The following is a 22,559-nucleotide window of genomic DNA, read 5'->3' on the forward strand; positions in this document are numbered from 1 at the left end:
GCACTTTAATATCTAAAAAAATTGTATTTTTCGCTATCAGTTAAACCAACATGAAGCGTATTTTAATCTTTCTAGTATTTGTCAATATGATGTCTTGTGACTACTTCAGCAAGAAAAAAGTATATTCTGAAGAGTTACTAGAAAATGAACTGGAAATGTTTACGTGGCATGATGTAGATGAATATCCAACGTTTGCATCTTGTGATTCGACCTTAGGAAAAGCAAATAAAAAACATTGTTTTGAAAGCACGCTTAGAGATCTATTAAACACAAACTTGTCTCAGTATCATATAGTGGTTTCAAAATCTATTGAAGATACGGTTCAATTAAAAATCACTATTGATAATCAAGGTGAGTTTTCAATCAATTCGATAGAAAGCAGTACGTTAATTAAACAGGAAATCCCACAATTAGATAGTTTATTACGCCAAAGTTTAGATTCGTTACCAAAAATTTTTCCAGCAATAAAACGGAGTCAGCTAGTAACCACTCAATTTAGTTTACCTGTGATTATTAAAATCGAATAGCCAGTTTTTGCATTAATCTCAAGACTTCAACATACAACCAAATAAGCGTTGCTAAAAGTCCCCAAGTTGCTAACCATTCTTTAAATTTCGGAGCCTTATTTTTATAACGTTCAATATAATCGAAGTCTAAAAGTAACGCAAAGGAGGCAACGATAGCGGCAATACAATTAAAGATAATAGCAAACCAGGAGGTTCCCCAAATGTAAGATTTGATTCCGAAAAAACTCAGAATCCAAGACATTAAATACACAACTATAATGCTAACAGTAGCAGTAATAATAACACTTTTCAGCTTTTTAGTAACCACAATAATTCTGGTTTGGTATAATATGAGCATCACAAAAAAAGTGACTATGGTTACACCAATAGCCTGATAAGGCAGTTCTGGAAAATGTTTATGTGCATAGGCTGAAAAACCACCAAGAAAAACACCTTTAGCAATGGTGTAAATCGGAACTAAAAATGGAGCCCAATGTTGTCGTACAGAAATGATAACACTTATAATAATAGCAGCCAGCATGCCGCCAAGGGTAAACCATTTTACAGGCATTCCATTTTCATTAAGTTTCCAGATATAAGCTGTTAGAGTAGCAATAACTAATATGCAAAGAATAGATTTTATTAGAACGCCATAAACAGACATCTTTTTATGAGAACTGTTTTGACTTTCCCAAAAATATTTAGAAAATACGGGATTATTAGTTCTGTAATTAGATAAGCGCATTACAATTTAAACTTGTATCCAATAGAAAAGTCGGTTGAAAAATTACCTTGATTATCTATAAACAACGCAAAAAGCTCATTATAAGCTAAAGTGATAAAGCTATTTTTACTCACATTAATATCGGCACCAATACCAAAAATAAATGGTACATCAAATGCAGTGTCACTAAACTCTTCAGTGGTGATAACACCATTAATTTCAGTAATGGCTGTAGCATTAGAAAAGTTAAGTGTTGCAAATTTCATGTTAGCATAAAGACTAAAGGTTTCTTTATTAATAACTCTAAAGCGATAACCTAGTGATAATTCTGTTGTAGAATATTTGATATCGTCTTGTTCAAGCACATGTTTTAATTGCATAAAAACAGCATGTCTCGAAATGCGCTTGGCTTCTAATACTTCAAGTTCAGCTCCAAAAAGAGGAGTTTTTTCATTGTTTGGATTTGTAACAAATGGGTTGTTAGTCATACCTCCAAAAACACCAAGTCTAAACTCAAATTTACTTCGACTTATATTAGTTTGGTAATTGCTATCTGCTGATATGTTATAGGAGTCAATAAACTCTTTTAAACTGAATAGTGTTAAATTTAGACGTTTTGTAGACATTGAATTGTTGGTTAATTCTTCAAGAAGCGTTTTGTATTCTTCCTGAAATCTTCGGTCTACTTTTGTGTTTTTAAGTTCTGTAATGGTATTGTCTTCCGTTCTAACGAAATAACGATATTTACCATCAATGATATTCCAAAGCAAATCGAGTTTGCCATCAACTTCAGTTTTTAATTCAAGTGTTTCCCCATTTACAGTATAACGCTCTTGAGCATTTAGAAATGAAACACTAAGAATAAAGCATAAAACACAGATTATTTTTTTCATCAGGACATCAAGTTGTTGTTCATGTAAATCTAACAAAAATAAATGAGATAACACTACTTGCTGTATGCTCTGTCTTTCCATTTATAACCTCTGAATACTGAAATAAAAACAACATACACAGAAAATAATGGATATATAAAACTTGAAAAAAAGAAAGATGCTAGATAGGCGTCCTGATTAAAAAAACGAGCTGTCTTGAAGAGTAATAGAAAGTCAATGCTAAACTTAATTACAAATACATACATCAGAATTTTTAAGGATATAAAATTAGCAAGTACTAAAAGGGGAGAACACACTAAAAAACCGTTCATTAAAAAGACAATTATTCCTGTGAGTTTTCCGAAAAGACTGTTGTAGCTCGATGTTTTCGCTGCCCAACGAACTCGTTGAGATATTAAATTTTTAAGATTTGGTTGAGGTGCCGTTTTTACAATTGCATTTTCATTTTTTAGATATTGAATTTGTGAAGGGTATTTTTCAATCACTTTTTGCAATAAGAAAATATCATCTCCACTTGAAATATGTGAATTCCCTTCAAACCCATTCAGCTTTGAAAAAAGTGTTTTTGTATAAGCTAGATTTGCGCCATTACACAAAATGGGTTTGTTAATGCCAAAACCACCAATGCTGACACCTTGAAGACTTAAAAAATCAAGCAATTGAAACCGTTTTAAAAACGAATTTGTTTGGTAATAGGTCACTGGAGCAACGATAAATTTAGTGTCATTTTTCTGAATAAAATAATCAAAAGCATCTAACCAGTATTTAGGTAATTTACAGTCGGCATCTGTAGTAACAATCCAGTCATATTTAGATTGAGAAATGGCTTTTGTAATTGCGTCTTTTTTTGGAGAATTTGAATATTGGTCATTCGTAAGAATGGTGAAATCTATCTGAGTTTTACTCAGTTTGCTTCTAATGAGTTTTACCGATTCATCTTCAGAGTTGTCATCAATGAATAGAATCTCAAATTTATGTTTGGTGTAATTCAACTCTAAAATAGAGTGCAATAAATCTGGTAAATGGCTGGCTTCATTTCTAAAAGGAATAACAATACTAAAATCAATTTTAGCCTTAATATCTTCCAGAGCAACTGATTTTACCTTATCAAAACCAAAGGTAAAACTGCCAATTAGTAGCAGATATAAAATGAGGATTACAATAACGATGATTAGCATTATAAGTTGGTGTCTTTAGGTAAGTTAAAGTTTAATACGTAATAGCTTCCAAATAAACTAGGCAATACAAAATTAAGAAGCCACATTAAGGTGACAATACTAAGTGTAGTAAAATCATTAATGCCTGCAATTGAAAATACATACACAGCGACACTACTTTTTATAACCACATCAAAAATAAAAACGGAAGGAATTACAGATGCTAAAATATACATAGAAGTAATCACAATCATAGCATGATAATAACTCATATTCACATCAAAAACAGTCAGTAGATAATAAAACTGAAATGAAAACACAAGATATCTTAAAACAGATAAAACCATACCTGAAATTTTTGTTGTAGTTGAAATATTCCTGTAAAAACGAACCAATCGTTCAATAGAAAACCCTTTGATGCTAAATTTCTTTTGTTTGAGCCCAAAAGCCGTAAAAACAGCAATGACAATAAGTATAGACAAAAAACGAAAGCCTTTAAAGTAATCTATATGTAGATTGTATTTAGAATTCAAGAGAAATAAACCTATAGTACCAAAGAGTATCGTAGTTCCCATTTGCATCATATTGCTCAGCAAGTTGATCAAAACAATTTTTTTTCGTTTCTCAGAAGTATAATAAATCGCTTTAGCGCCATACTCACCAATTCTGTTTGGTGTAAATAACGATGCCGTTAAAGATCCTAAACTTTGTTCGAGGGCATTTTTAAAACTAATATGTTCTATTGGAGCGACTACTATTTTCCATTTTAAGATTTCTAAAAACCAGTTAAAACCAGTTAAAAAAAGTAAAATAAGAATGGTTTTAACCGAAAAAGTGTCATTATCTCTTAAAAACTGAAGAAAAACACGAAAATCAAGTTCTTTGTTTTCAATGAGTTTTTTGTAAATAAAATAAAATGCACCAACTACAATACTTAATTTAATAAGTAAAAGAAAGAATTGTTTAGTTTTGTAAGGAAGGCTTCCAAAATGCATTGAGCTTATCTTAACGTTTTTTGTTTAGCCTGCAAAATAAACCATTATAATAACATGATTTCGAAATTTAAAACTCAAAAATATAAATTATTAATAGCAGCCTTATTAATTTCATCATTTTCATTTGCTCAAAGAGACACTAATAAATGGAAAGCTCAAATCGCTTTAGGCGTGAATAGTCCATCACAATCTGGTTTTGTTGAAGGGTTTGAATCGAAGTCAATGAATTTTCCAACGATAAATGCTGGATTTCAACGCATGTTTAAACCGCAATTTGGAGCAAAACTTGATTTTGGATTTAATAGATTTTCAAGTGATGGCGATTCACCAGATTTTAAAGTCAACTATACAAGACTAAATGCTCAGTTTGTTTACGATCCTACAGAATTGATCACATTTTTGCCAGAACAAATACGTTTGGTTGCTCATGTAGGTCCTGGTTATACGTTTGTAAAACCTCTAGGCGACTATTCTAATAATAAAGTGTCATTTTTAAATGTAATGGCAGGACTTGAAATACATTATGGTTTAACACAGCGCATGTCTTTATATACAGATGTGTCTTATATTCTCGGATTAGGAAAAGATTTTGATCCAGTAATAGATGGTTTCGGATCGTTTAATGGAAATTTGTTAACAATAACCTTCGGAATTACATTCTCGCTAAGTGGATGTCAATACTGCTAATTAATGAGCAAGGAAAAAATCATATTGGGTATTGACCCTGGAACAACTATTATGGGTTTCGGACTCATAAAAGTTGAAGGAAAAAAGATGACGTTTCTTCAACTCAATGAACTCGATTTAAAGAAGTACAGCGATCATTATCTTAAATTAAAACTCATTTTTGAACGCACTATTGAATTGATTGATACGCATCATCCTGATGAAATAGCGATTGAAGCACCATTCTTTGGGAAGAATGTACAAAGTATGTTAAAACTTGGTCGAGCTCAAGGCGTTGCTATGGCAGCAGGTTTGTCACGTGAAGTTCCAATTACTGAGTATTCGCCCAAAAAAATTAAAATGGCAATTACTGGTAATGGAAATGCCAGTAAAGAACAAGTGGCAAAAATGCTACAAAGTCTGCTCAACTTAAAATCTTTACCTAAAAACTTAGATGCAACAGATGGTTTAGCAGCAGCAGTATGTCATTTTTATAACGAAGGTCGTATTGAAATTGGAAAAAGTTATTCTGGTTGGAGCGCTTTTGTGAAACAGAATGAAGGTCGTGTGAAAAAATAGTTAAGTTTTAGTATCATGTGAAGTCGTAAAGTTGTTGATATGTAATTTAGCATTTGATTCAGAATCTATCCTTATTTGATTGTTTTTTTAATTTTCACCTAAACACCTAAACACCTAAACACCTAAACACCTAAACACCTAAACACCTAAACACCTAAACACCTAAAATTGAGCGGCATTTACATCCATATACCATTCTGCAAACAAGCTTGTCACTATTGTGATTTTCATTTTTCAACAAGTTTAAAAAAACGAGATGAGATGGTTATGGCTTTAGCTAAAGAAATTCAACTTAGAAAAGACGAATTTAAGAATAAAGCAGTTGAAACTATCTATTTTGGAGGAGGAACACCGAGTTTGTTGACGATTGAAGAATTACAATTTTTGATTGATACAATTAATGAAAACTATAAGATTTCAGAGCATCCAGAAATTACGCTTGAAGCTAATCCTGATGATCTTTCAGCTAAACAAATTTACGATTTGTCGACTTCACCAATAAATAGGTTAAGCATTGGCATCCAATCCTTTTTTAAAGATGATCTTAAACTCATGAATCGCGCTCATAATGCTGAAGAAGCAAAAGAGTGTTTGTCTGAAGCAACACGACATTTCGATAATATTTCAGTCGATTTAATCTATGGAATTCCAGGTTTAAGTAACGAACGCTGGAAACAAAATATCAACACAGTATTATCATTTAATATTCCCCATATTTCAAGTTATGCGCTCACTGTTGAGCCCAAAACAGCACTAGCGAGTTTTGTAAAAAAAGGGCTTATTGAAGATGTTAATGATGAGCAAGCACATGATCAGTTCCATATTTTAAAAGAGACATTAGAAGCTTCGGGTTTTGTGCATTATGAATTGTCTAACTTTGGAAAAACAGGTTATTTCAGTAAGAATAATTCTGCGTATTGGCAAGGAAAATCGTATTTGGGTATCGGACCTTCAGCGCATTCCTTTAACGGAAAAGAACGTGGATGGAATGTGCGTAATAATTCAAAATATATCAAGTCCATTCAAAATGAAACACTCCCAATGGAAACAGAAACACTCACTAAAACAGATCAATACAATGAGTACATTATGACAGGTTTGAGAACCATTTGGGGAGTTTCAATTCATAAAGTAGAAGCAGACTTTGGGAGTATTTTTAAAGATTATTTAATAGAGCAATCCAAAGTTTTTATAAATCAACATTTATTGTATATTGATGATGAGCATTTACGTGTTACAAAAAAAGGACAATTTTTATGTGATGGTATAGCTTCCGAACTGTTTAAAATTAATTTATAGTGCTAACAACAATACAATACAATTCCAGAAAACTACAATTAGATTTATCAAAACCATTGGATATTTCAATTCCGATACGAGCATCAAAAAAAAATGTAAATGCGTGGTATATTGACGAGCCCAAAATAGAACCTGTTAAGCTAGAGGATTGGGTTGGAAGTGTTGCTCAAGGTGCAGATGTGAATTTCAATAACATTCAATTTAATCCACATGCACATGGAACACATACCGAATGTGTCGGACATATCACAAAGGCGTTTCACTCCATAAATAAAAACCTTAAACAATTTTTCTTTTTAGCCGAAGTGATTACCGTTGCTCCAGAACAGGAAGGTGAGGATACCGTAATTTCAAAAACCCAATTAAAATTTGCCTTAGGTAATAAAAAGCGCGATGCTATTGTAATTAGGACGTTACCCAATATGAAAGATAAAATGTCTAAGCAATATTCAAAAACAAACTGGACCTACTTAAAAGAAGATGCCGTTGCATATCTGGTGAGTAAAGGCATAAAACATTTGTTAATTGATTTACCTAGTGTAGATAAAGAAGAAGATCAAGGTGAATTAAAAGCGCATAAGGCATTTTGGAAAGTTGGTGGTAAGTATAGAAAAGATTGTACAATAACAGAACTTATTTATGTGCCCAATAAAGTTGAAGATGGTGAGTATATGCTGAATTTACAAATTGCTTCTTTTGAAAATGATGCCACACCAAGCAAGCCTGTTTTGTTTAAAGTATTAGAATAAATTAAAATTCAGTGTCGCTTCGAGCTTAGTCGAGAAGTCTATTAGCATATAAAGATCCTATGGAAACATTTTTTATCATCATAATAAGCATTTTAGTTACTTTAGCTATTGTGACATTAGTCAAACAATTCAGAATACAAAAACGCACTAATTCACAGTCGGTAATCTTATTGGATAAAATTAAAAAAGTCTGTAAATTCATTACTGTTGAAGGTGATTTTGCTGAGATTTACCATTATGAAGATGTTAAAGAACGTTTTTTAAAACTCGTCGTTAGCCGAAAAAAAGCACTGGTAGTCATTAATGCTAAAGCACATGTTGGTTTTGATTTATCTAAAATTCAGCTAGAATCTGATACAAAAACCAAAACCGTGAAACTATTTCATTTTCCTCAGCCAGAAGTCTTGTCCATTGAAACCGATTTAAATTATTACGACAAGAAAGATGGGATGTTCAATAAGTTTGAAGCTTCAAATTTAACAGAATTACACAATGAAGCTAAAAATCACATCATGAACAAAGTTCCAGAAAGCGGGTTGTATGAGATTGCAAAAAAGGAAGCACTTGAGTCGGTTTTATTGATTGAAAGTATCGTCGAAACTATTGGATGGAAACTGGATTATTCAGCATTGAAAATTGAAGGTGAACAGAAGAAATTATCACCATAAGAGCTTAACAATTTGTCATTTCGTATGTGATGCGGAAATTATTTTAGAAACTTAGGAATGAACATCGAAGACTACAGAAATTACTGTGTAAAAAAGAAAGCCGTTACAGAGCATTTCCCATTTGATCAGGACACTTTGGTATTTAAAGTTTTGGGTAAAATGTTTGCATTGGCATCCTTAAAAAAATGGGAAGAAGGTAATGGGTTTGTGAACTTAAAATGTGATCCCGAATATGCGCAAAAGTTACGAGATGAATACAACAGCATTAAACCAGGTTACCACATGCATAAACAACAATGGAATAGTGTTTATATTCATACAGGTGAATTGTCACCAAAACTTATTTGTGAACTCATTGATCATTCCTACGATATGGTTGTCAAAGGGATGACTAAAAAAATGAGAGATGCTCTTCAATAAAATAGTATGTTTGTACAATTCAATTTCAACAATCGTAAATTAAAAACTTAAATGAGTGTATTACAAACGCTTCAGGAACGAAGTAATAATAGCTGTGAAATGTGCAGTGCTACTAACGATTTGTCACAATATACCATTCCACCTTCCTTAAATGAGAATGTGGCTAATGACGTATTGGTTTGTAAAATTTGTAGAGACCAAATTGAGGGTAATACAGAGATGAACCCTAACCATTGGAGGTGTTTAAATGATAGTATGTGGAGTGAGCATGTGGCTGTTCAGATTATGGCATGGCGAATGTTACAACGTCTAAGAGGCGAAGGTTGGCCAAAAGATTTGCTAGACATGATGTATTTAGATGATGAGGCTTTGGCTTTAGCAAGAGCAACTGGAGAACATGAAGATGAAGCTAATAAAATCATTCATAGAGATGTCAATGGTGTGATTTTAGAATCTGGTGATTCAGTCGTTTTGATCAAAGATTTGAAAGTAAAAGGCTCAAGTATGGTTGCCAAACAAGGTACTGCAGTTAGAAATATTAGGCTAGATCATGAAAATGCCGAATATATTGAAGGTAAAGTAGGAGCACAACAAATCGTTATCATTACCAAATATGTAAAGAAACTTTAGTCGTCTTTCTTTTTAAAGAAATTCAAACCCAAAGGAATCATAAAGATTAAAAATAGAAATTTTCCAGAAACAATTCCGTAAATTGTAATAATGGCCAATATAATGTACAGTATGACTTGGGATGATGATTTCATATTGCAAAATTAAATAATGTTAGACATAAGACCAACTTGTGAACACTGTAACAGGGCTTAGCCATTCGATTCAACTGAGGCGATGATATGTACGTTTGAATGTACTTATTGCCAAGATTGTGTTGATGGAGTTTTAGAGCAAGTGTGTCCGAATTGTGGAGGTTATTTTGAAAAGCGTCCTATTCGTCCTGAAAATGTATTAAAAAAATATCCAGTTTCAACGGTTGTTATACATAAACCAGTTGATTTGAAGCAGCACCAGAAACGTCTCGATAAAAATTAAACTCATGTTCTATTTAAAACCCTTACTAATTATTACTTTTTTTTGTTTGTTTTCATTTCAGGATAGCTCTGAAATAATGTCTTCTTCGGAAGAACTACAAGCAATAATTGAGGACTATCAAAATCATGAAGGCTATGACAGAAATAGATATCCTTTAGGAGATTACTCTAAAGATTATTATAAAGCAGAAGCTGAATTTGCTCAAAAGACATTAGATAAGCTTTCAAAAATAAAATCTGAAACCTTAAATGAAACAGATCAGATTTCTTTAACGCTATTAACATTTGTACTGAAAGATGAAATTGATTTTTATGAGTTTGAAGGCTATTTAAATCCGTTGTTATCAGATACTGGATTCCACACTAATTTAACTTATGAAGTACGACCACTCACTAGCTATTGGCAAGTGCGTGAATATCTTAAAAAGCTTAATGCCATTCCTGAGTTTGTCAATCAAAATTTAGTACATCTGCGTGAAGGCTTAAAAAAAGGCGTGTCTCAACCCAGAATTATTTTTGAAGGATATGAATCGACCTACGATACACATATCGTTGATAATTTTCAAGATAGCTTTTATTACACTCCATTTAAAAATCTTCCAAACGATTTAAACGACTCTCAGAAAGATTCAGTATTAATTGCTGCAAAAACAGTAATTGAAACTAAAGTCACACCACAATTTAAGCGAATCAAAACGTTTTTTGAAACAGAATACTTTCCGAAGACCAGAACAACTTTGGGTGTCTCAGAAACTCCAAATGGAAAGGCTTACTATCAAAACAGAATTAATTATTATACAACAAGTACGCAATATAGTGCTGACGATATTCATCAAATCGGACTTAAAGAAGTGGCGCGTATCAAATCTGAAATGGAAACCATTATCAGTGATTTAAACTTTAAGGGAAGCTTTGAAGATTTTTTCCATTTTTTAAGAAATGACAAACAATTTTATGCTGAAACGCCTGAGCAATTATTAATGATTGCACGTGATATGGCAAAACGAGCAGATGCACAATTGCCACGTTTCTTTAAAACACTGCCTCGTAAACCTTATGGTGTGGCTGCAGTTCCAGATGCTATTGCTCCAAAGTATACAACGGGTCGCTACATTGGTACCACAAAGGAAAGTACAGATCCTGGATATTATTGGGTAAACACATATGATTTGCCAAGTAGAACATTGTATACAATGCCTGCCTTAACCGTTCATGAAGCAGTTCCTGGACATCATTTACAAGGGAGTTTAAATAATGAGTTAGGTGATAGCATTCCAAGGTTTAGAAAAAATATGTATTTGTCTGCTTATGGTGAAGGTTGGGGATTGTACTGTGAGTTTTTAGCAGAAGAAATGGGAATGTACACGACACCTTATGAGCAATTTGGCAAATTAACTTACGAAATGTGGAGGGCTTGCCGATTGGTAGTAGATACAGGAATTCATGCTAAAGGCTGGACACGTCAGCAGGTTATAGATTATATGGCTTCAAATACAGCATTGTCACTTCATGAAATTAATACAGAAACTGATCGCTATATTTCTTGGCCAGGTCAAGCCTTGTCATATAAAATAGGCGAACTTAAAATAAGAGCGTTAAGAAAAAAAGCAGAAACTACTTTAGGATCAAAGTTTGATATTAGAGAATTTCATGATGTTGTTTTAAATCAAGGCACAGTAACCCTTTCAATTTTAGAGAATAGAATCAACAACTATATTGCCAAAACCAATAGTGATTAGGTTTATTAATCTCTTGTTAACGTGCAGTTTATCGAATAAATAATACTGTTGATAAACGAAATCTAACCAATTATACATTTAGTCGAAAAAATAGCATAAGCTGTATTTAATGTCGCATATTTATATCATAAATCATTGATTTTAGCGCCAAAATTTACAATGAGATTAACCTTAAAATGCTATTATTATGGACTTAGAAATTACAGATTCAAACAACTTTTTTAAAGTAAAAGGGTCTTTAGACAGACACAACATTCATTTGTTTAAGAGTAAATTCAGAAACATCTTCGAAAAAGCAAATGCAATTACCATTAGTATTGAAGATTTAAAAAGTATCGATAGACATGGTGTTACTGCTATAGCGCAGTTACACAACGAATCAATAGTAAAGCAAAAACGTTTATCAATTATTGGTTTAGGATGCCAAGAGGTCTTTAATCATTTTAAAACTAAAGAACCTAAGATAACTGCTGCATAAGTTTTTACAATGCATTTTTTTGATGCTTAAAAAAGGCGTCTGCTTGCAGTTGCATTAATTCTCTGGCCTTTTTACGTTTATAAGCATAGAGTTCGTCTTCTTCAGCGATATCGCTGTAGATTTTATTATTGAGTGTTTGGTCTGTTTTAAGAAGGGTTTTTCGCTCGCTCACTTTTTGTTCAACCCAGGTTTTAATAGCAGTTTCTGCATCTTCCAACTTGTAATCGTATTCGCCTTTTGGAGACATAAGTTTTGCAAATATTGGTGATGTTTCAATGGCTAAAAATAATAGTAAAATAAAAAGAGAAGGAAGCCAAGGTAATTTGCCTAAGGCATTTATTCTGGCCATTAATCCATCAAAACCATCAATAATAGGTTGTGACGTCACCACTTGAGCATCATAATCTGATTTTAATTGTGTAATTTGATTTTCAATTACTGCAATTTTAGCTTTATGATCAGTTTTAAGTTGTTGTAATTCTGCTAAAGCAGCATCGTGTTTCTCTCTTTTTTCTTTGTATACAGGACCTTTTCCTAAAAGTTGTGTGCCAGCAGTTCCTTCAGCTTCAGAAATGTACGTGTCATATAATGCATTAACTTCAGTTTCTTTAGCATTAATTTGAGATTGCAATACATGTATATCGTTTTCAAGAGCTTCAACATTTGGTGTAAATTGTTGGGCAATTTGTGCTTTGTTGGCTAAAGTTAAATCGTTTTTCTGCTCTAAAAGAACCTGATTAATTTCCTTTTCAAAAATTTTCAATTCTAAAGGTTTTGAAATTACGATTGCAATAATCACAGCTAGAATTAATCGAGGAGAGGCTTGTATAATTTCATCAATGATATTGTCGCGTTTCTTAATTGTTGATACAATAAATCGATCTAAATTGAAGATTAATAATCCCCAAATAAGTCCAAAACCTATGGCAGCAAAAGGATGATCAAACACTGTAAAAAGAGCATAACTACAAGCTACAAAGGCCATTACAGCAGTGAAAAATACGGTAGCTCCAATACCAGCAAATTTGTTTTGTTCACCGATAGAACAGTTGTCAAGAATATCTGTATCTGATCCAGAACAGATGATAAAGAATTTTTTAAGCATGATGATTTGATTTTGATTGATTGTCTATTAGAACGCTAGAAATCAGACTTTGTTACATAATTTAACACAAAAAGCCTCAGTGTTGAGGCTTTTTAATATTGTATATTATAGGTTGTTACATCTTTTTAGCAGAAAGTGGTTTCCTTTTTATACCATCATTATCTTCTAGAATACTTGTCTCTGTAGTTAAAAACACTCTGGGTTTATCTGTTGAGATGTCTTTAGTAAAAAGGTTCAGGTCATCATTATTTTTAATAAGTTCAATGGCTTTATCAGAAGATATACTTTGTCCTTCATAAAAAAACACAGCATCTTTTTTAGCCATGTTAATGATATGGTCTAAGCGTGATATTGGTTTAGTTGGAGAGGGAATATTAACTACAGTTTGCTGAGTATTAGGATTATTGTCTTTAAATTCTGCTACAAGTTTGTTATCACTATACACTTTGGTGATATATTGACCAGGAACAACATCTGAAGCATTGACTTGACTGGAGCCGATTGTTTGTCCTTCTTTTGAAACTTCAAACCCTTTATTGTTATAATACTTTTTACCATTTGAAGTGCTCACAAAATAGTGTATTTGACCGTTTATTTTTGTGAAACCGGTTTTAATTTCTCCTGTAGTGATAAAGTTGATGTTCTCTCCATTAGTTTTTACTGCCTGATGCATTTTTTTGTGTTGTTCAGGTGTAGTATCATCTGGAACAGGAGGAGGAACTGGGTCATTTACATCAGACTTATCGTTTTGTGTTTCAGTTTTAGAAGAAATTCGATATGAATTTTGGGTTTGAGGATTAATATACCCTTCAATTTGAGCTTTACTGGCATTCTGTTTATGTTCGAGAGTACTGTCAGAAACTGCGTCTTTACTGGAGCAAATTCTGATTTTTTTTATGCCAATGTCTCTCAGTTTTAGTACTAAAGCTTCTGAATTGATTGACTTGTTTCTTAAATTATATGTGATGGCTACTTCAAGCTTATTGTTTATTTGAAATAAGTTTTCAATTGTTTCCAAAGTGATGACTTCATTATCCTTTAAAAGTTTATTGTCATCGTTTAAATATAAATCTAAACTTTCAACAAGAGGTTCTTGTAAAGGGGTTTCTTTTACAACTTGTATTTTCTCACTAAAACCATAAAGCATTATTGAAATTAAAGGCAGAATAAACAGACTTCTTAGCCAAACGTTAGTTTTTGATGTACGTGTTTTCATAACTGTGAATCGTTTTTTGATGGATGAATAGTTTATAGCATTTGTCAATTGGTGACAAGTTGCTTTTGATGAGAACGCTAATATGGTGTTTTGGTAGACTGATGGCTGAATTCCTTGTTTCAATACTGCTTCATCAGCTAAGAATTCATGATTCATTTTGATGTCTTTTTTTATCAAATAGATTAAAGGATTAAACCAGAATAAAATTTGAAGAAGTTCTATAAAAATAATATCGATACTATGCCTTTGTTTGGCATGTGCTTGTTCGTGTAAGATGACTTCTTCAGGGATTTCAGAGTTTTTAAATTTGTATTTATTTAAAAAAATGTAACAAAAAAACGTATGTGGTGTTATCAAATTTTTGACAAGGACATTAATGAAAGTTGCTGATTTATACTTAGGATTGTTCCTAATTCTTGATATAATTCTGTAAAGATTCATACAGAATTTCATAAGAAAAACAATAACACCCAAACCATACATACTCCACAAAATAATTGACGTATAATCTGTTGCTGTTTTCTGAGGCTGTGTTTCAATAATTTCAAAAGATGAACCTCCAAGCATAATATTGTCTGCAATTACAGGCTCAATATATTCTATAAATGTCAGTGACGGAATTGTAAATGCTAGAATCAAGACACTTATAAGATAAAAGCGTTTTAAAGTATGTACGCTGGTTTTTTCTAAGAGTAATTTATAGAAAATCATAAAAAGAGCAAGACAAGCAGAGGATTTTAAAAGATAAATCAGCATGATTACTTATTTTTTATTTCGTTATCAATTAAAGTTTTTAAGTCTTCTAATTCTTCTTTAGTTAAGTTTGTTTCTTTAGTGAAAAATGAAGCAAACTGACTTGCACTATCATCAAAAAAGGTTTTGATTAATGTGTTAACGTGCTTTGAGAAGTAATCTTTTTTCTTAACCAAGGGAGTATATTCTCTAGACTTTCCATAGAGTTTATAGCTTACAAAGCCTTTGTCAATCATGCGCTTTAAAAGGGTGGCAACCGTTGTTGTTGCTGGTTTTGGTTCAGAATAAGCATCAAGTAAATCTTTCATGAATGCTTTTTCAAGTTTCCACAAATGCTGCATGAGTTGTTCTTCAGATTTTGATAATTGCATACTCTACATGTTTAGAATTGACTCTACAAATGTAGAATAAAAATTTTAACTTACAAATGATATGAACCTCTATTTTACCAAAATCTACTATATTTGATGAAAAATTAAAGAAAAATTGCCCACAATGAAGACCTTTAAAACTACTATTCTATGCCTTTTTTTAAGTGTATTTTGTTCCAAAGCACAATCTGTTCAAGATATTATTGATGAGGTTAATATAAGTTCAATGTCAATTACACTTCAGGAATTTTCTGGCGAAGTGAGTACTGTGGTCAATGGGAATACGGTTACTTTAATTAACAGGCAACAAGCTAATAATGATATAGCTGCAGATTATTTAGTTCAGAAGTTTCAGCAATTAGATAACATCACCATCACAGATCAATCGTTTAATACAAACGGAAGAAATATTATTGCAACTCAGTTAGGAAAAACAAATCCGGAAAATATCTATATTATTTGCGCGCATTATGATACATTGGCAGATTATTGTGCCGATGATAATGCTACCGGAACATCGGCTGTATTAGAAGCCGCAAGAATTTTATCTACGCAATGTTTAGATAATACCATTGTATATGCACTTTGGGATGAAGAAGAGATAGGCTTGAGAGGGTCTCAGTTTTACGCTAATCAAGCCTTTAATAATGGCGATAATATATTAGGCGTTTTAAATCTGGATATGATGGGTTATGATGGTGATGCACCTGGAACACCTGGAGATAACCAATTTGATATCGATTACAGAAATATTGCTAATTCAGCAGGTATGAAAGATGATATCATCAGTGTATTAAACTCTTATACCTTTGATTTAAGTGTTGTTGAAGTCAATCCAGGTACAGCTAATAGTGATCACGCTAGTTTTTGGGCTGTAGGAAACTTTCCTGTGGATGCTTTTTCAGCAGTCTTGTTGGGAGAATCATGGGAAACTAATGATGAGACACCTTTTTACCACTCTTCTGGAGATCGTTACAGTACGTTAGATTTACCTTATTTTTATGAGTTAACAAAGTTAACCACTGCGTATATGGCTACTGTTGGAGGTTTAGTGGATATTGATAATAGGGTAACTCAAACAGATATACTGTTAACCGCAAATCAAGATTCTGCGTCTTACCAATGGATTAATTGTGATACAAATACTCCAATTTCTGGAGCTACTTCTCGATCTTATATACCTATGGCTAGCGGAAATTATGCTGTTGAAATCACTTCAGGTACCTGTGTTGAAGTGAGCGATTGTGTTGTCTTTGATACTTTAGGTCTCGATAATTTTTTAGTATCTGAAGTCAACCTCTTTCCTAATCCTGTAAAAACACAACTCAATATTGAAATTCCAGACCATACAACGTCTGTTGCATTAGATCTGTTTGATGTATCTGGAAAATTAATACTACAGCAAAATACATCTGAAGAAATAACATCGTTATCCATGAAAAACTTACCCAGAGGTATTTATTTCTTGAAAATATCATCTTCTGAAAACACAGGAACTTATAAAATTGTAAAAGATTAAATACTATTTACTTAATTCCGTAAAGTACTTGTAAAATAGAGGTATCGTTTCTATTCCTTTAAAATAATTCCAAACTCCAAAATGCTCATTAGGCGAGTGAATGGCATCACTATTTAATCCAAAGCCCATTAAAATGGTTTTGCTTTTTAGCTCTTGTTCAAAAAGAGACACTATTGGAATACTTCCACCACTACGTTGAGGAATTGGTGTTTTTCCGAAAGTATCCTGATAGGCTTTTGAGGCAGCTTGGTAACCTATACTATCAATAGGCGTTACATAACCTTGTCCGCCGTGATGCGGTTTTACTTTTACTCTTACACCAGCAGGAGCGATACTTTCAAAATGTGTTTTAAAAAGTTCTGTAATGTCGTGCCATTCCTGATGAGGCACTAATCGCATAGATATTTTGGCATAAGCCTTACTAGCAATCACAGTTTTTGCACCTTCGCCAATATAACCTCCCCAAATTCCGTTGACATCTAATGTTGGTCTTATGGAATTTCGTTCGTTTGTAGTGTAGCCTTTTTCACCATAAACTGCGTCAATATCTATTGATTTTTTATAATCTTCTAATGAGAAAGGAGCTTTAGCCATTTCTGCTCGTTCTTCATCTGAAAGATCTTCTACTTTATCATAAAACCCAGGAATTGTGATCTGATTGTTTTCATCATGAAGCGAAGCAATCATCTTAGTTAAAATATTGATTGGATTTGCAACAGCACCTCCATACAAACCAGAATGTAAATCTCTGTTTGGTCCAGTGACTTCAACTTCAACATAACTTAATCCTCGTAATCCAGTAGTGATAGAAGGTACATCTTTGGAAATCATTCCAGTGTCTGAAATTAAAATCACATCATTTTTTAGTTTTTCCTGATTGTTCTTCACGAATTTTGAAAGGTTAACACTGCCAACTTCTTCTTCTCCTTCAATCATAAATTTGACATTACAAGGTAATTGGTCAGTTTCTGTCATAAACTCCATAGCTTTAACATGCATATACATTTGGCCTTTGTCATCACAAGCACCACGAGCAAAAATGGCACCTTCAGGATGTATATCTGTTTTTTTGATAACAGGTTCATAAGGTGGTGAATCCCATAACTCTAATGGATCAGCAGGTTGAACGTCATAGTGACCATAAACCAAAACTGTTGGGAGATTTTTATCAATCATTTTTTCGCCATAAACAATAGGAAATCCATCTGTTTCACAAATTTCAACTTGGTCACAACCCGCTTTTAACAGACTCTCTTTTATAACATCAGCTGTTTTTAAAACGTTATCTTTAAACGCTGGATCAGCACTAACAGAAGGTATTTTAAGCAGTTCTATTAATTCATTTAAGAATCTATCTTTATGATCTTTTAAATAAGATTGAATGTTTTGCATAAGTGAGTATTTTTGAATTCTTTCAAAAATACAAAAATGAAGATGATTTTTTCACAATTAAAGTTATTTGAATATTGAAAGTATTGTTTATATTTGCATCCCAATATTTATTGGAAAGTTGCAGGCGTGGTGGAATTGGTAGACACGCTAGACTTAGGATCTAGTGCCGCGAGGTGTGAGAGTTCGAGTCTCTCCGCCTGTACAGAATAAAAAAAGCTAACTTTTAAAAGTTAGCTTTTTTTATTTCAATACGGTTAAGTTTATTAGGTAGAAGATTATCTTAAGTGTTTTTTCTTTGTTTCATAAAAGATCTTGAAGTGTGTTTTTAGATTTTCTAAGCTTTATATGAACTAAATCGTATTAAAAAACATACTTATTTGTTACATTTTAGAAGTAAGAAAGTCTAACTGATAACGACATACTTATTAATTTGTAACTTTATATATTTTAAAGTGGCTTTATGAAAGATATCAACCATAATTTAGATTCTCCCTTTAAGCTTTTAATAAGTTTTAATAAGCTCTTAACGTATTATGAAAACTTAGCTTTAAGTGAAGACGAGTTTATTGCGGCCAAAGCAAAACGTGTTTTAAAAACAGCGACTGCTTTTCCAATACTACGCGACGGATTTAGTGATATTTCTATTTTAAAAGAACGTGAAAAAGAAATTGGTATTATTCTCCAAGATTCTTTTAGTCCTGTTTTAACAAAAAATGAAATTAAAACAGCATCTGTGCCTTTTCATAATCTCATATTCAATTCTTCTGAACGTTTTAAAAGTATTATTAAGGATGCTGGTGACGATTTTGAATTGAAAATGAAAAATATGCCAGAAGATGATAGGTATATAATTGCATGCACCATCATTCTTTCATTTTGCTATGGATTTAATTTGAGTTTTAAACAACCATTTTATTATGAAATTCCTGATGCAAAAGGTGTAATCAAATTTTATATAATTTTATATAATGCCGATTTTATAGAAATCATTCCAACAAAAAAAGCTCCAAAAATCACTCAAAACGATGTAGATGAACTTCTTGATAATTTTGAAAATATTGAGTTATGGAAAGAGAAGTTTCCTAAAGATAGTTATATTTTCAAGGGTTTTGTGATTTCTAACATTTTTAATGTTACAGATGATCAAGCCATATCTAACATTAAGACAGCATTAATAGGTGAAGATAAAAGACAGAATGAAGGGTTTATGGATGATTTTCATCAAATCTTTCAATCTCTTTTAGGGTTGAAAAACCTAAAAGTTGGATTTTCAATTTATAACGAAGAAGATGATCGGTTTGAGCGTGTTTATGGAACTAAAATGAATAGTTTTTTGCTCAATAATTTAGAATCTAATACTTGTTCTGGAGCATTGTGTAGTGTGTCTTATCATACACTACTTAACGATAAAAAATTCTATTCTGTTTCAGATGTAGATAAATATTATGAGTTGTCTAAAGGAAAAGTTCCTCAATATAAAACTTTAAAAGCTCAAAATATAAAAAGTGCCATTTTAGCTCCTATAGCTAATGAAAATGGGTTAATGGGAATTCTTGAAATTGTTTCAGAAGAACCAAAAGTTTTAAACAGTATCAACGCTAACAAGTTAAACGATGTCATGCCTTTTATTGTGACTGCTGTTGAGCGGTTTAAAAATGAAGAAAAAAACTTAATTGAAGCTGTTATTCAGAGAGAATGTACTTCAATTCATCCCAGTGTACAATGGCGTTTTGAAAAAGAAGCCAGAAATTTTATCAAAGACCAACTGAATGGTAAAAAGCCCAGCTTTAATAAAATAGCTTTTGAAAATATTTACCCGTTATATGGCCAAATTGATATCAAAGGGTCTTCTGAAGCCAGAAATTTTGCTACAAGTAAAGATTTGACAATTCAATTAAATGGTATAAAATCTATTCTAGAAAAAGCTTTACAATTAGAAAACCTTCCCATTTATGAACAGTTTTTATTTCAAATAAATTCGTACTTAGATAATTTGGAAGTCCATTTTCAAGTTGATAGTGAACAACAGATATCTGATTTTATTAAGCAAGATATTGATCCGGTATTAAATCATTTAGTGGCTATTAATGCCTTAAAAGAAGATGTGCAACAGTATTTTGATAGTATAGATGATAAAATGGAAGTTCTGTATCACCATAGAAAAGAATATGACGATACGATTGCTATAATTAATAAAGAAATGGCTACACTTTTAGATATAAAACAAGTAGAAGCCCAAGCGATGTATCCTCACTATTTTGAGCGTTTCAAAACAGATGGAGTTGAGCACAATATGTATATTGGTGAATCTATTACAAAAGAAAACAGTTTTAACCCTATTTATTTATACAACTTAAGATTGTGGCAATTACAAGTTATGATTGAAATGGAAAATGCGTTTTATTTAATGCAATCCAAATTTCCAGTCAAGCTAGATGTTGCTTCAATGATATTGGTGTTTAATCAACCCTTGTCAATAAGTTTCAGAATGGATGAAAAGCAATTTGACGTCGATGGAACTTATAATGCCAGATATGAGATTGTTAAAAAACGAGTTGATAAGGCTCATATTAAAGGCACCACAGAGCGTGTAACTCAAAAAGGAAAAATAAGTATTGTATATTCTCAAAAACAAGACGAAATAGAATACTTAAGATATATTAAATTTTTACAATTTAAAAAGTATTTAGATGATGATGTTGAAATTGTTGAATTGCAAGATTTGCAAGCTGTAACTGGATTAAAAGCAATTAGAGTAAGTGTCTTATATCATACAGAAAATAATAATAAAGATTTCTATACTTACGATGACTTAATAAAAGAACTTAAAACTTAACGGCTAAATAATCAATTGGCTTTTCTGGTTTTATGAAGCTTGATGGAGTATCTATAACGTCTTCAATATCAATGCCAGGATTATTTTTTACAGCAATTCCAAATGCAATTAGCGAGACTATAATGCCTATCATAAAAACGGTATATGTAATTCGTAGTAATTTGTATTTTCGTTCTAAAACTTTTCCAAGAAAGTATAAATCTTTAGTTAATGCTTTGTAAATATAATCTTTGTCATTAACCATTTCTTGAATAGCCCATTCAAATTCTTCAAGTTTCATTTTATGAAAATTACCAAAGAAACTTAAATTTACTTTTTGATTCTTAACATCTTCTTTTGTGAATTCTCCACTTGTTACGTTTGGACGTGTCGCTATAATAGACATAATCATTGATATTACACTAAATAAAGTGAAAATGACTGTTGGCCAAGCAAGATAAGGGTTGGTGTCTAATTTTGAGATTAAATTAGCTAGGACCACAGAGATTATAATGGCGTTTACAGACAATAAAATGTTGGCTTTGGTATCTGCGATATCACTAAGCTTAATGTGGTTTCTAAGCGCAACTCTATAGAATGTTTGAACACCACGTTCTGGACTTTCATTTTTATATTGTGCTTTGTACTTAGCTTTCATTTCCTCTTTCTTAAACTTCTTCTTTTGTTTTTTCTTTGCTTTAAAGAGCTTTGAAAGGTTATCATCTTTAACTGGTTGCCAGTTTTTTAATGCATAATCAGTATAGAATTGGTGTTTTTTAGTTAAAACTTTAATGTTTTCATTCCGCCATTCGGTTGGGGAATATATTTTACCTTGTTTTAATTCAAGTTCTTTTCTTAAAAACTCACTGGCTTCACTAAAATATTTTTTACCAAAATGTGACGCATCAGCATCTCTAATTATTTTTCCTAGTTTAGTAGACGGAACTTCTTTAAATTTAGTTTCCATGATACAATGAGCAACAGATTCAATGATAGTAGTATCAACATCTTGTTCTTTTAGAAATTTTGTGGCAATTTCTGCACTTTTTTCTTCATGATTATCCGTTCCTTCAATATAACCTGTGTCATGAAACAAGGCCGCTAATTCAAGAATTTCAGTTTCTTCTTTTGACAGATCTGTGTTTTCAATAATTTCGCGCGTGCTTTTTAAAACGCGTTCGGTATGCTTGTAATTATGATATAAATAGGTTTGATCTAACTCTTTTTTTAATAAATCAAAAACAAATTTTTCAGCTTTAGCAATAAGAGTGTCCATAAAAAAATATGATTTTTAGTAAAAATACTAAACTTTAGCTAATGTATAATACGTACTTTTATTTATCGTAGATATATTTGATTTTAAGAATTAAATTTTTTTATAAGACCAGTAATTATAGAGATTCTGGATATAGCTATTTAGCTTTAGAATTAATATCTTTAGCATTAGCACTAACAATAAATGTTTAGTT

22 protein-coding genes, 1 tRNA gene and 1 pseudogene are annotated in these 22,559 nt (G+C 31.9%); 14 read left to right on the forward strand and 10 right to left on the reverse strand.

Going from position 1 to position 22,559, the window contains the following annotated elements; genetic code table 11:
• Positions 1-50: 50 nt before the first annotated feature.
• Complete coding sequence (locus ACRHNM_RS03575; RefSeq protein WP_431133739.1) at positions 51-527, forward strand: hypothetical protein; 477 nt, start codon at positions 51-53, stop codon at positions 525-527.
• On the opposite strand, the gene ACRHNM_RS03580 is transcribed toward ACRHNM_RS03575, so the two are convergent.
• Genes ACRHNM_RS03580 through ACRHNM_RS03595 form a run of 4 tightly spaced genes read right to left on the reverse strand, consistent with a single transcriptional unit; the run spans position 514 to position 4,275 of the window.
• Positions 514-1,251, reverse strand: a complete 738-nt coding sequence (locus ACRHNM_RS03580; protein ID WP_431133741.1) for a Bax inhibitor-1/YccA family protein — start codon at positions 1,249-1,251, stop codon at positions 514-516. The genes ACRHNM_RS03575 and ACRHNM_RS03580 overlap by 14 nt on opposite strands.
• Positions 1,251-2,123, reverse strand: coding sequence for a hypothetical protein (locus ACRHNM_RS03585; protein WP_431133743.1), 873 nt, complete (start codon positions 2,121-2,123; stop codon positions 1,251-1,253). The genes ACRHNM_RS03580 and ACRHNM_RS03585 overlap by 1 nt, the downstream gene beginning before the upstream one ends.
• Before the next feature lie 53 nt (positions 2,124-2,176).
• Entirely contained in the window at positions 2,177-3,301 is a 1,125-nt protein-coding gene (locus ACRHNM_RS03590) for a glycosyltransferase family 2 protein (RefSeq protein WP_431133745.1), read from the reverse strand.
• A complete protein-coding gene (locus tag ACRHNM_RS03595; protein WP_431133747.1) occupies positions 3,301-4,275 on the reverse strand; it encodes a lysylphosphatidylglycerol synthase domain-containing protein in 975 nt (324 codons plus the stop codon). The genes ACRHNM_RS03590 and ACRHNM_RS03595 overlap by 1 nt, the downstream gene beginning before the upstream one ends.
• Before the next feature lie 54 nt (positions 4,276-4,329).
• Here ACRHNM_RS03595 and ACRHNM_RS03600 point away from each other — a divergent pair, with 54 nt between their 5' ends.
• The 7 genes from ACRHNM_RS03600 to ACRHNM_RS03630 all read left to right on the forward strand — a co-directional run bounded on the left by ACRHNM_RS03600 (position 4,330) and on the right by ACRHNM_RS03630 (position 9,286).
• A complete protein-coding gene (locus ACRHNM_RS03600) occupies positions 4,330-4,962 on the forward strand; it encodes an outer membrane beta-barrel protein (protein ID WP_431133749.1) in 633 nt (210 codons plus the stop codon).
• A 3-nt stretch (positions 4,963-4,965) separates the two neighbouring features.
• Positions 4,966-5,520 carry a crossover junction endodeoxyribonuclease RuvC gene (ruvC, locus tag ACRHNM_RS03605; protein WP_431133751.1) on the forward strand — a complete coding sequence of 185 codons (555 nt, stop codon included), beginning with the start codon at positions 4,966-4,968 and terminating at the stop codon, positions 5,518-5,520.
• A gap of 168 nt (positions 5,521-5,688) precedes the next feature.
• Positions 5,689-6,819 (forward strand): radical SAM family heme chaperone HemW, encoded by a 1,131-nt coding sequence (hemW, locus tag ACRHNM_RS03610; RefSeq protein WP_431133753.1) that lies wholly within the window; start codon positions 5,689-5,691, stop codon positions 6,817-6,819.
• Complete coding sequence (locus ACRHNM_RS03615; protein ID WP_431133755.1) at positions 6,819-7,568, forward strand: cyclase family protein; 750 nt, start codon at positions 6,819-6,821, stop codon at positions 7,566-7,568. The genes hemW and ACRHNM_RS03615 overlap by 1 nt, the downstream gene beginning before the upstream one ends.
• A gap of 59 nt (positions 7,569-7,627) precedes the next feature.
• Positions 7,628-8,236, forward strand: a complete 609-nt coding sequence (locus tag ACRHNM_RS03620) for a DUF4230 domain-containing protein (RefSeq protein WP_431133757.1) — start codon at positions 7,628-7,630, stop codon at positions 8,234-8,236.
• A 57-nt stretch (positions 8,237-8,293) separates the two neighbouring features.
• Positions 8,294-8,656, forward strand: coding sequence for an MmcQ/YjbR family DNA-binding protein (locus tag ACRHNM_RS03625; protein ID WP_431133759.1), 363 nt, complete (start codon positions 8,294-8,296; stop codon positions 8,654-8,656).
• 51 nt (positions 8,657-8,707) lie between these two features.
• Positions 8,708-9,286, forward strand: a complete 579-nt coding sequence (locus tag ACRHNM_RS03630) for a PhnA domain-containing protein (RefSeq protein ID WP_431133761.1) — start codon at positions 8,708-8,710, stop codon at positions 9,284-9,286.
• Here ACRHNM_RS03630 and ACRHNM_RS03635 read toward each other — a convergent pair.
• Complete coding sequence (locus tag ACRHNM_RS03635; RefSeq protein ID WP_431133763.1) at positions 9,283-9,420, reverse strand: hypothetical protein; 138 nt, start codon at positions 9,418-9,420, stop codon at positions 9,283-9,285. The genes ACRHNM_RS03630 and ACRHNM_RS03635 overlap by 4 nt on opposite strands.
• Positions 9,421-9,496: 76 nt before the next feature.
• Between ACRHNM_RS03635 and ACRHNM_RS03640 the strand changes: the two are divergent.
• The 3 genes and pseudogenes from ACRHNM_RS03640 to ACRHNM_RS03650 form a co-directional block, all read left to right on the forward strand.
• Positions 9,497-9,703, forward strand: a pseudogene (locus ACRHNM_RS03640) (DUF1272 domain-containing protein); the annotation flags it as partial.
• Positions 9,704-9,707: 4 nt separating this feature from the next.
• A complete protein-coding gene (locus tag ACRHNM_RS03645; protein WP_431133764.1) occupies positions 9,708-11,441 on the forward strand; it encodes a DUF885 domain-containing protein in 1,734 nt (577 codons plus the stop codon).
• 187 nt (positions 11,442-11,628) lie between these two features.
• The gene (locus ACRHNM_RS03650; protein ID WP_431133766.1) at positions 11,629-11,919 is read left to right on the forward strand and encodes an STAS domain-containing protein; all 291 of its coding nucleotides are present in this window, start codon (positions 11,629-11,631) and stop codon (positions 11,917-11,919) included.
• Between the two features lie 4 nt (positions 11,920-11,923).
• Here ACRHNM_RS03650 and ACRHNM_RS03655 read toward each other — a convergent pair whose 3' ends face one another.
• The 3 genes from ACRHNM_RS03655 to ACRHNM_RS03665 form a co-directional block, all read right to left on the reverse strand.
• On the reverse strand, positions 11,924-13,024 hold the full coding sequence (locus tag ACRHNM_RS03655; RefSeq protein ID WP_431133768.1) for a DUF4407 domain-containing protein: 1,101 nt from the start codon (positions 13,022-13,024) through the stop codon (positions 11,924-11,926).
• Between the two features lie 115 nt (positions 13,025-13,139).
• The gene (locus ACRHNM_RS03660; RefSeq protein ID WP_431133770.1) at positions 13,140-14,996 is read right to left on the reverse strand and encodes a M56 family metallopeptidase; all 1,857 of its coding nucleotides are present in this window, start codon (positions 14,994-14,996) and stop codon (positions 13,140-13,142) included.
• A 2-nt stretch (positions 14,997-14,998) separates the two neighbouring features.
• Entirely contained in the window at positions 14,999-15,364 is a 366-nt protein-coding gene (locus tag ACRHNM_RS03665; RefSeq protein ID WP_431133772.1) for a BlaI/MecI/CopY family transcriptional regulator, read from the reverse strand.
• A 124-nt stretch (positions 15,365-15,488) separates the two neighbouring features.
• On the opposite strand from ACRHNM_RS03665, the gene ACRHNM_RS03670 reads away from it, so the two are divergent.
• Positions 15,489-16,883, forward strand: a complete 1,395-nt coding sequence (locus tag ACRHNM_RS03670) for a M28 family peptidase (protein WP_431133774.1) — start codon at positions 15,489-15,491, stop codon at positions 16,881-16,883.
• A gap of 3 nt (positions 16,884-16,886) precedes the next feature.
• Here the strand turns inward: ACRHNM_RS03670 and ACRHNM_RS03675 are convergent, their stop codons facing one another.
• A complete protein-coding gene (locus tag ACRHNM_RS03675; protein WP_431133776.1) occupies positions 16,887-18,275 on the reverse strand; it encodes a dipeptidase in 1,389 nt (462 codons plus the stop codon).
• 120 nt (positions 18,276-18,395) lie between these two features.
• Between ACRHNM_RS03675 and ACRHNM_RS03680 the strand changes: the two genes are divergently transcribed.
• Together ACRHNM_RS03680 and ACRHNM_RS03685 are read left to right on the forward strand one after the other, a co-directional pair.
• Positions 18,396-18,477 (forward strand) — tRNA-Leu (locus ACRHNM_RS03680).
• A gap of 258 nt (positions 18,478-18,735) precedes the next feature.
• Positions 18,736-21,111, forward strand: coding sequence for a GAF domain-containing protein (locus ACRHNM_RS03685; protein ID WP_431133778.1), 2,376 nt, complete (start codon positions 18,736-18,738; stop codon positions 21,109-21,111).
• On the opposite strand, the gene ACRHNM_RS03690 is transcribed toward ACRHNM_RS03685, so the two are convergent.
• On the reverse strand, positions 21,101-22,366 hold the full coding sequence (locus ACRHNM_RS03690) for a Pycsar system effector family protein (protein WP_431133780.1): 1,266 nt from the start codon (positions 22,364-22,366) through the stop codon (positions 21,101-21,103). The two genes, ACRHNM_RS03685 and ACRHNM_RS03690, sit on opposite strands and share 11 nt — an antisense overlap.
• Between the last annotated feature and the right edge of the window lie 193 nt (positions 22,367-22,559).

Source organism: Psychroserpens mesophilus (assembly GCF_050617655.1).
Lineage (GTDB): Bacteria > Bacteroidota > Bacteroidia > Flavobacteriales > Flavobacteriaceae > Psychroserpens > Psychroserpens mesophilus_A.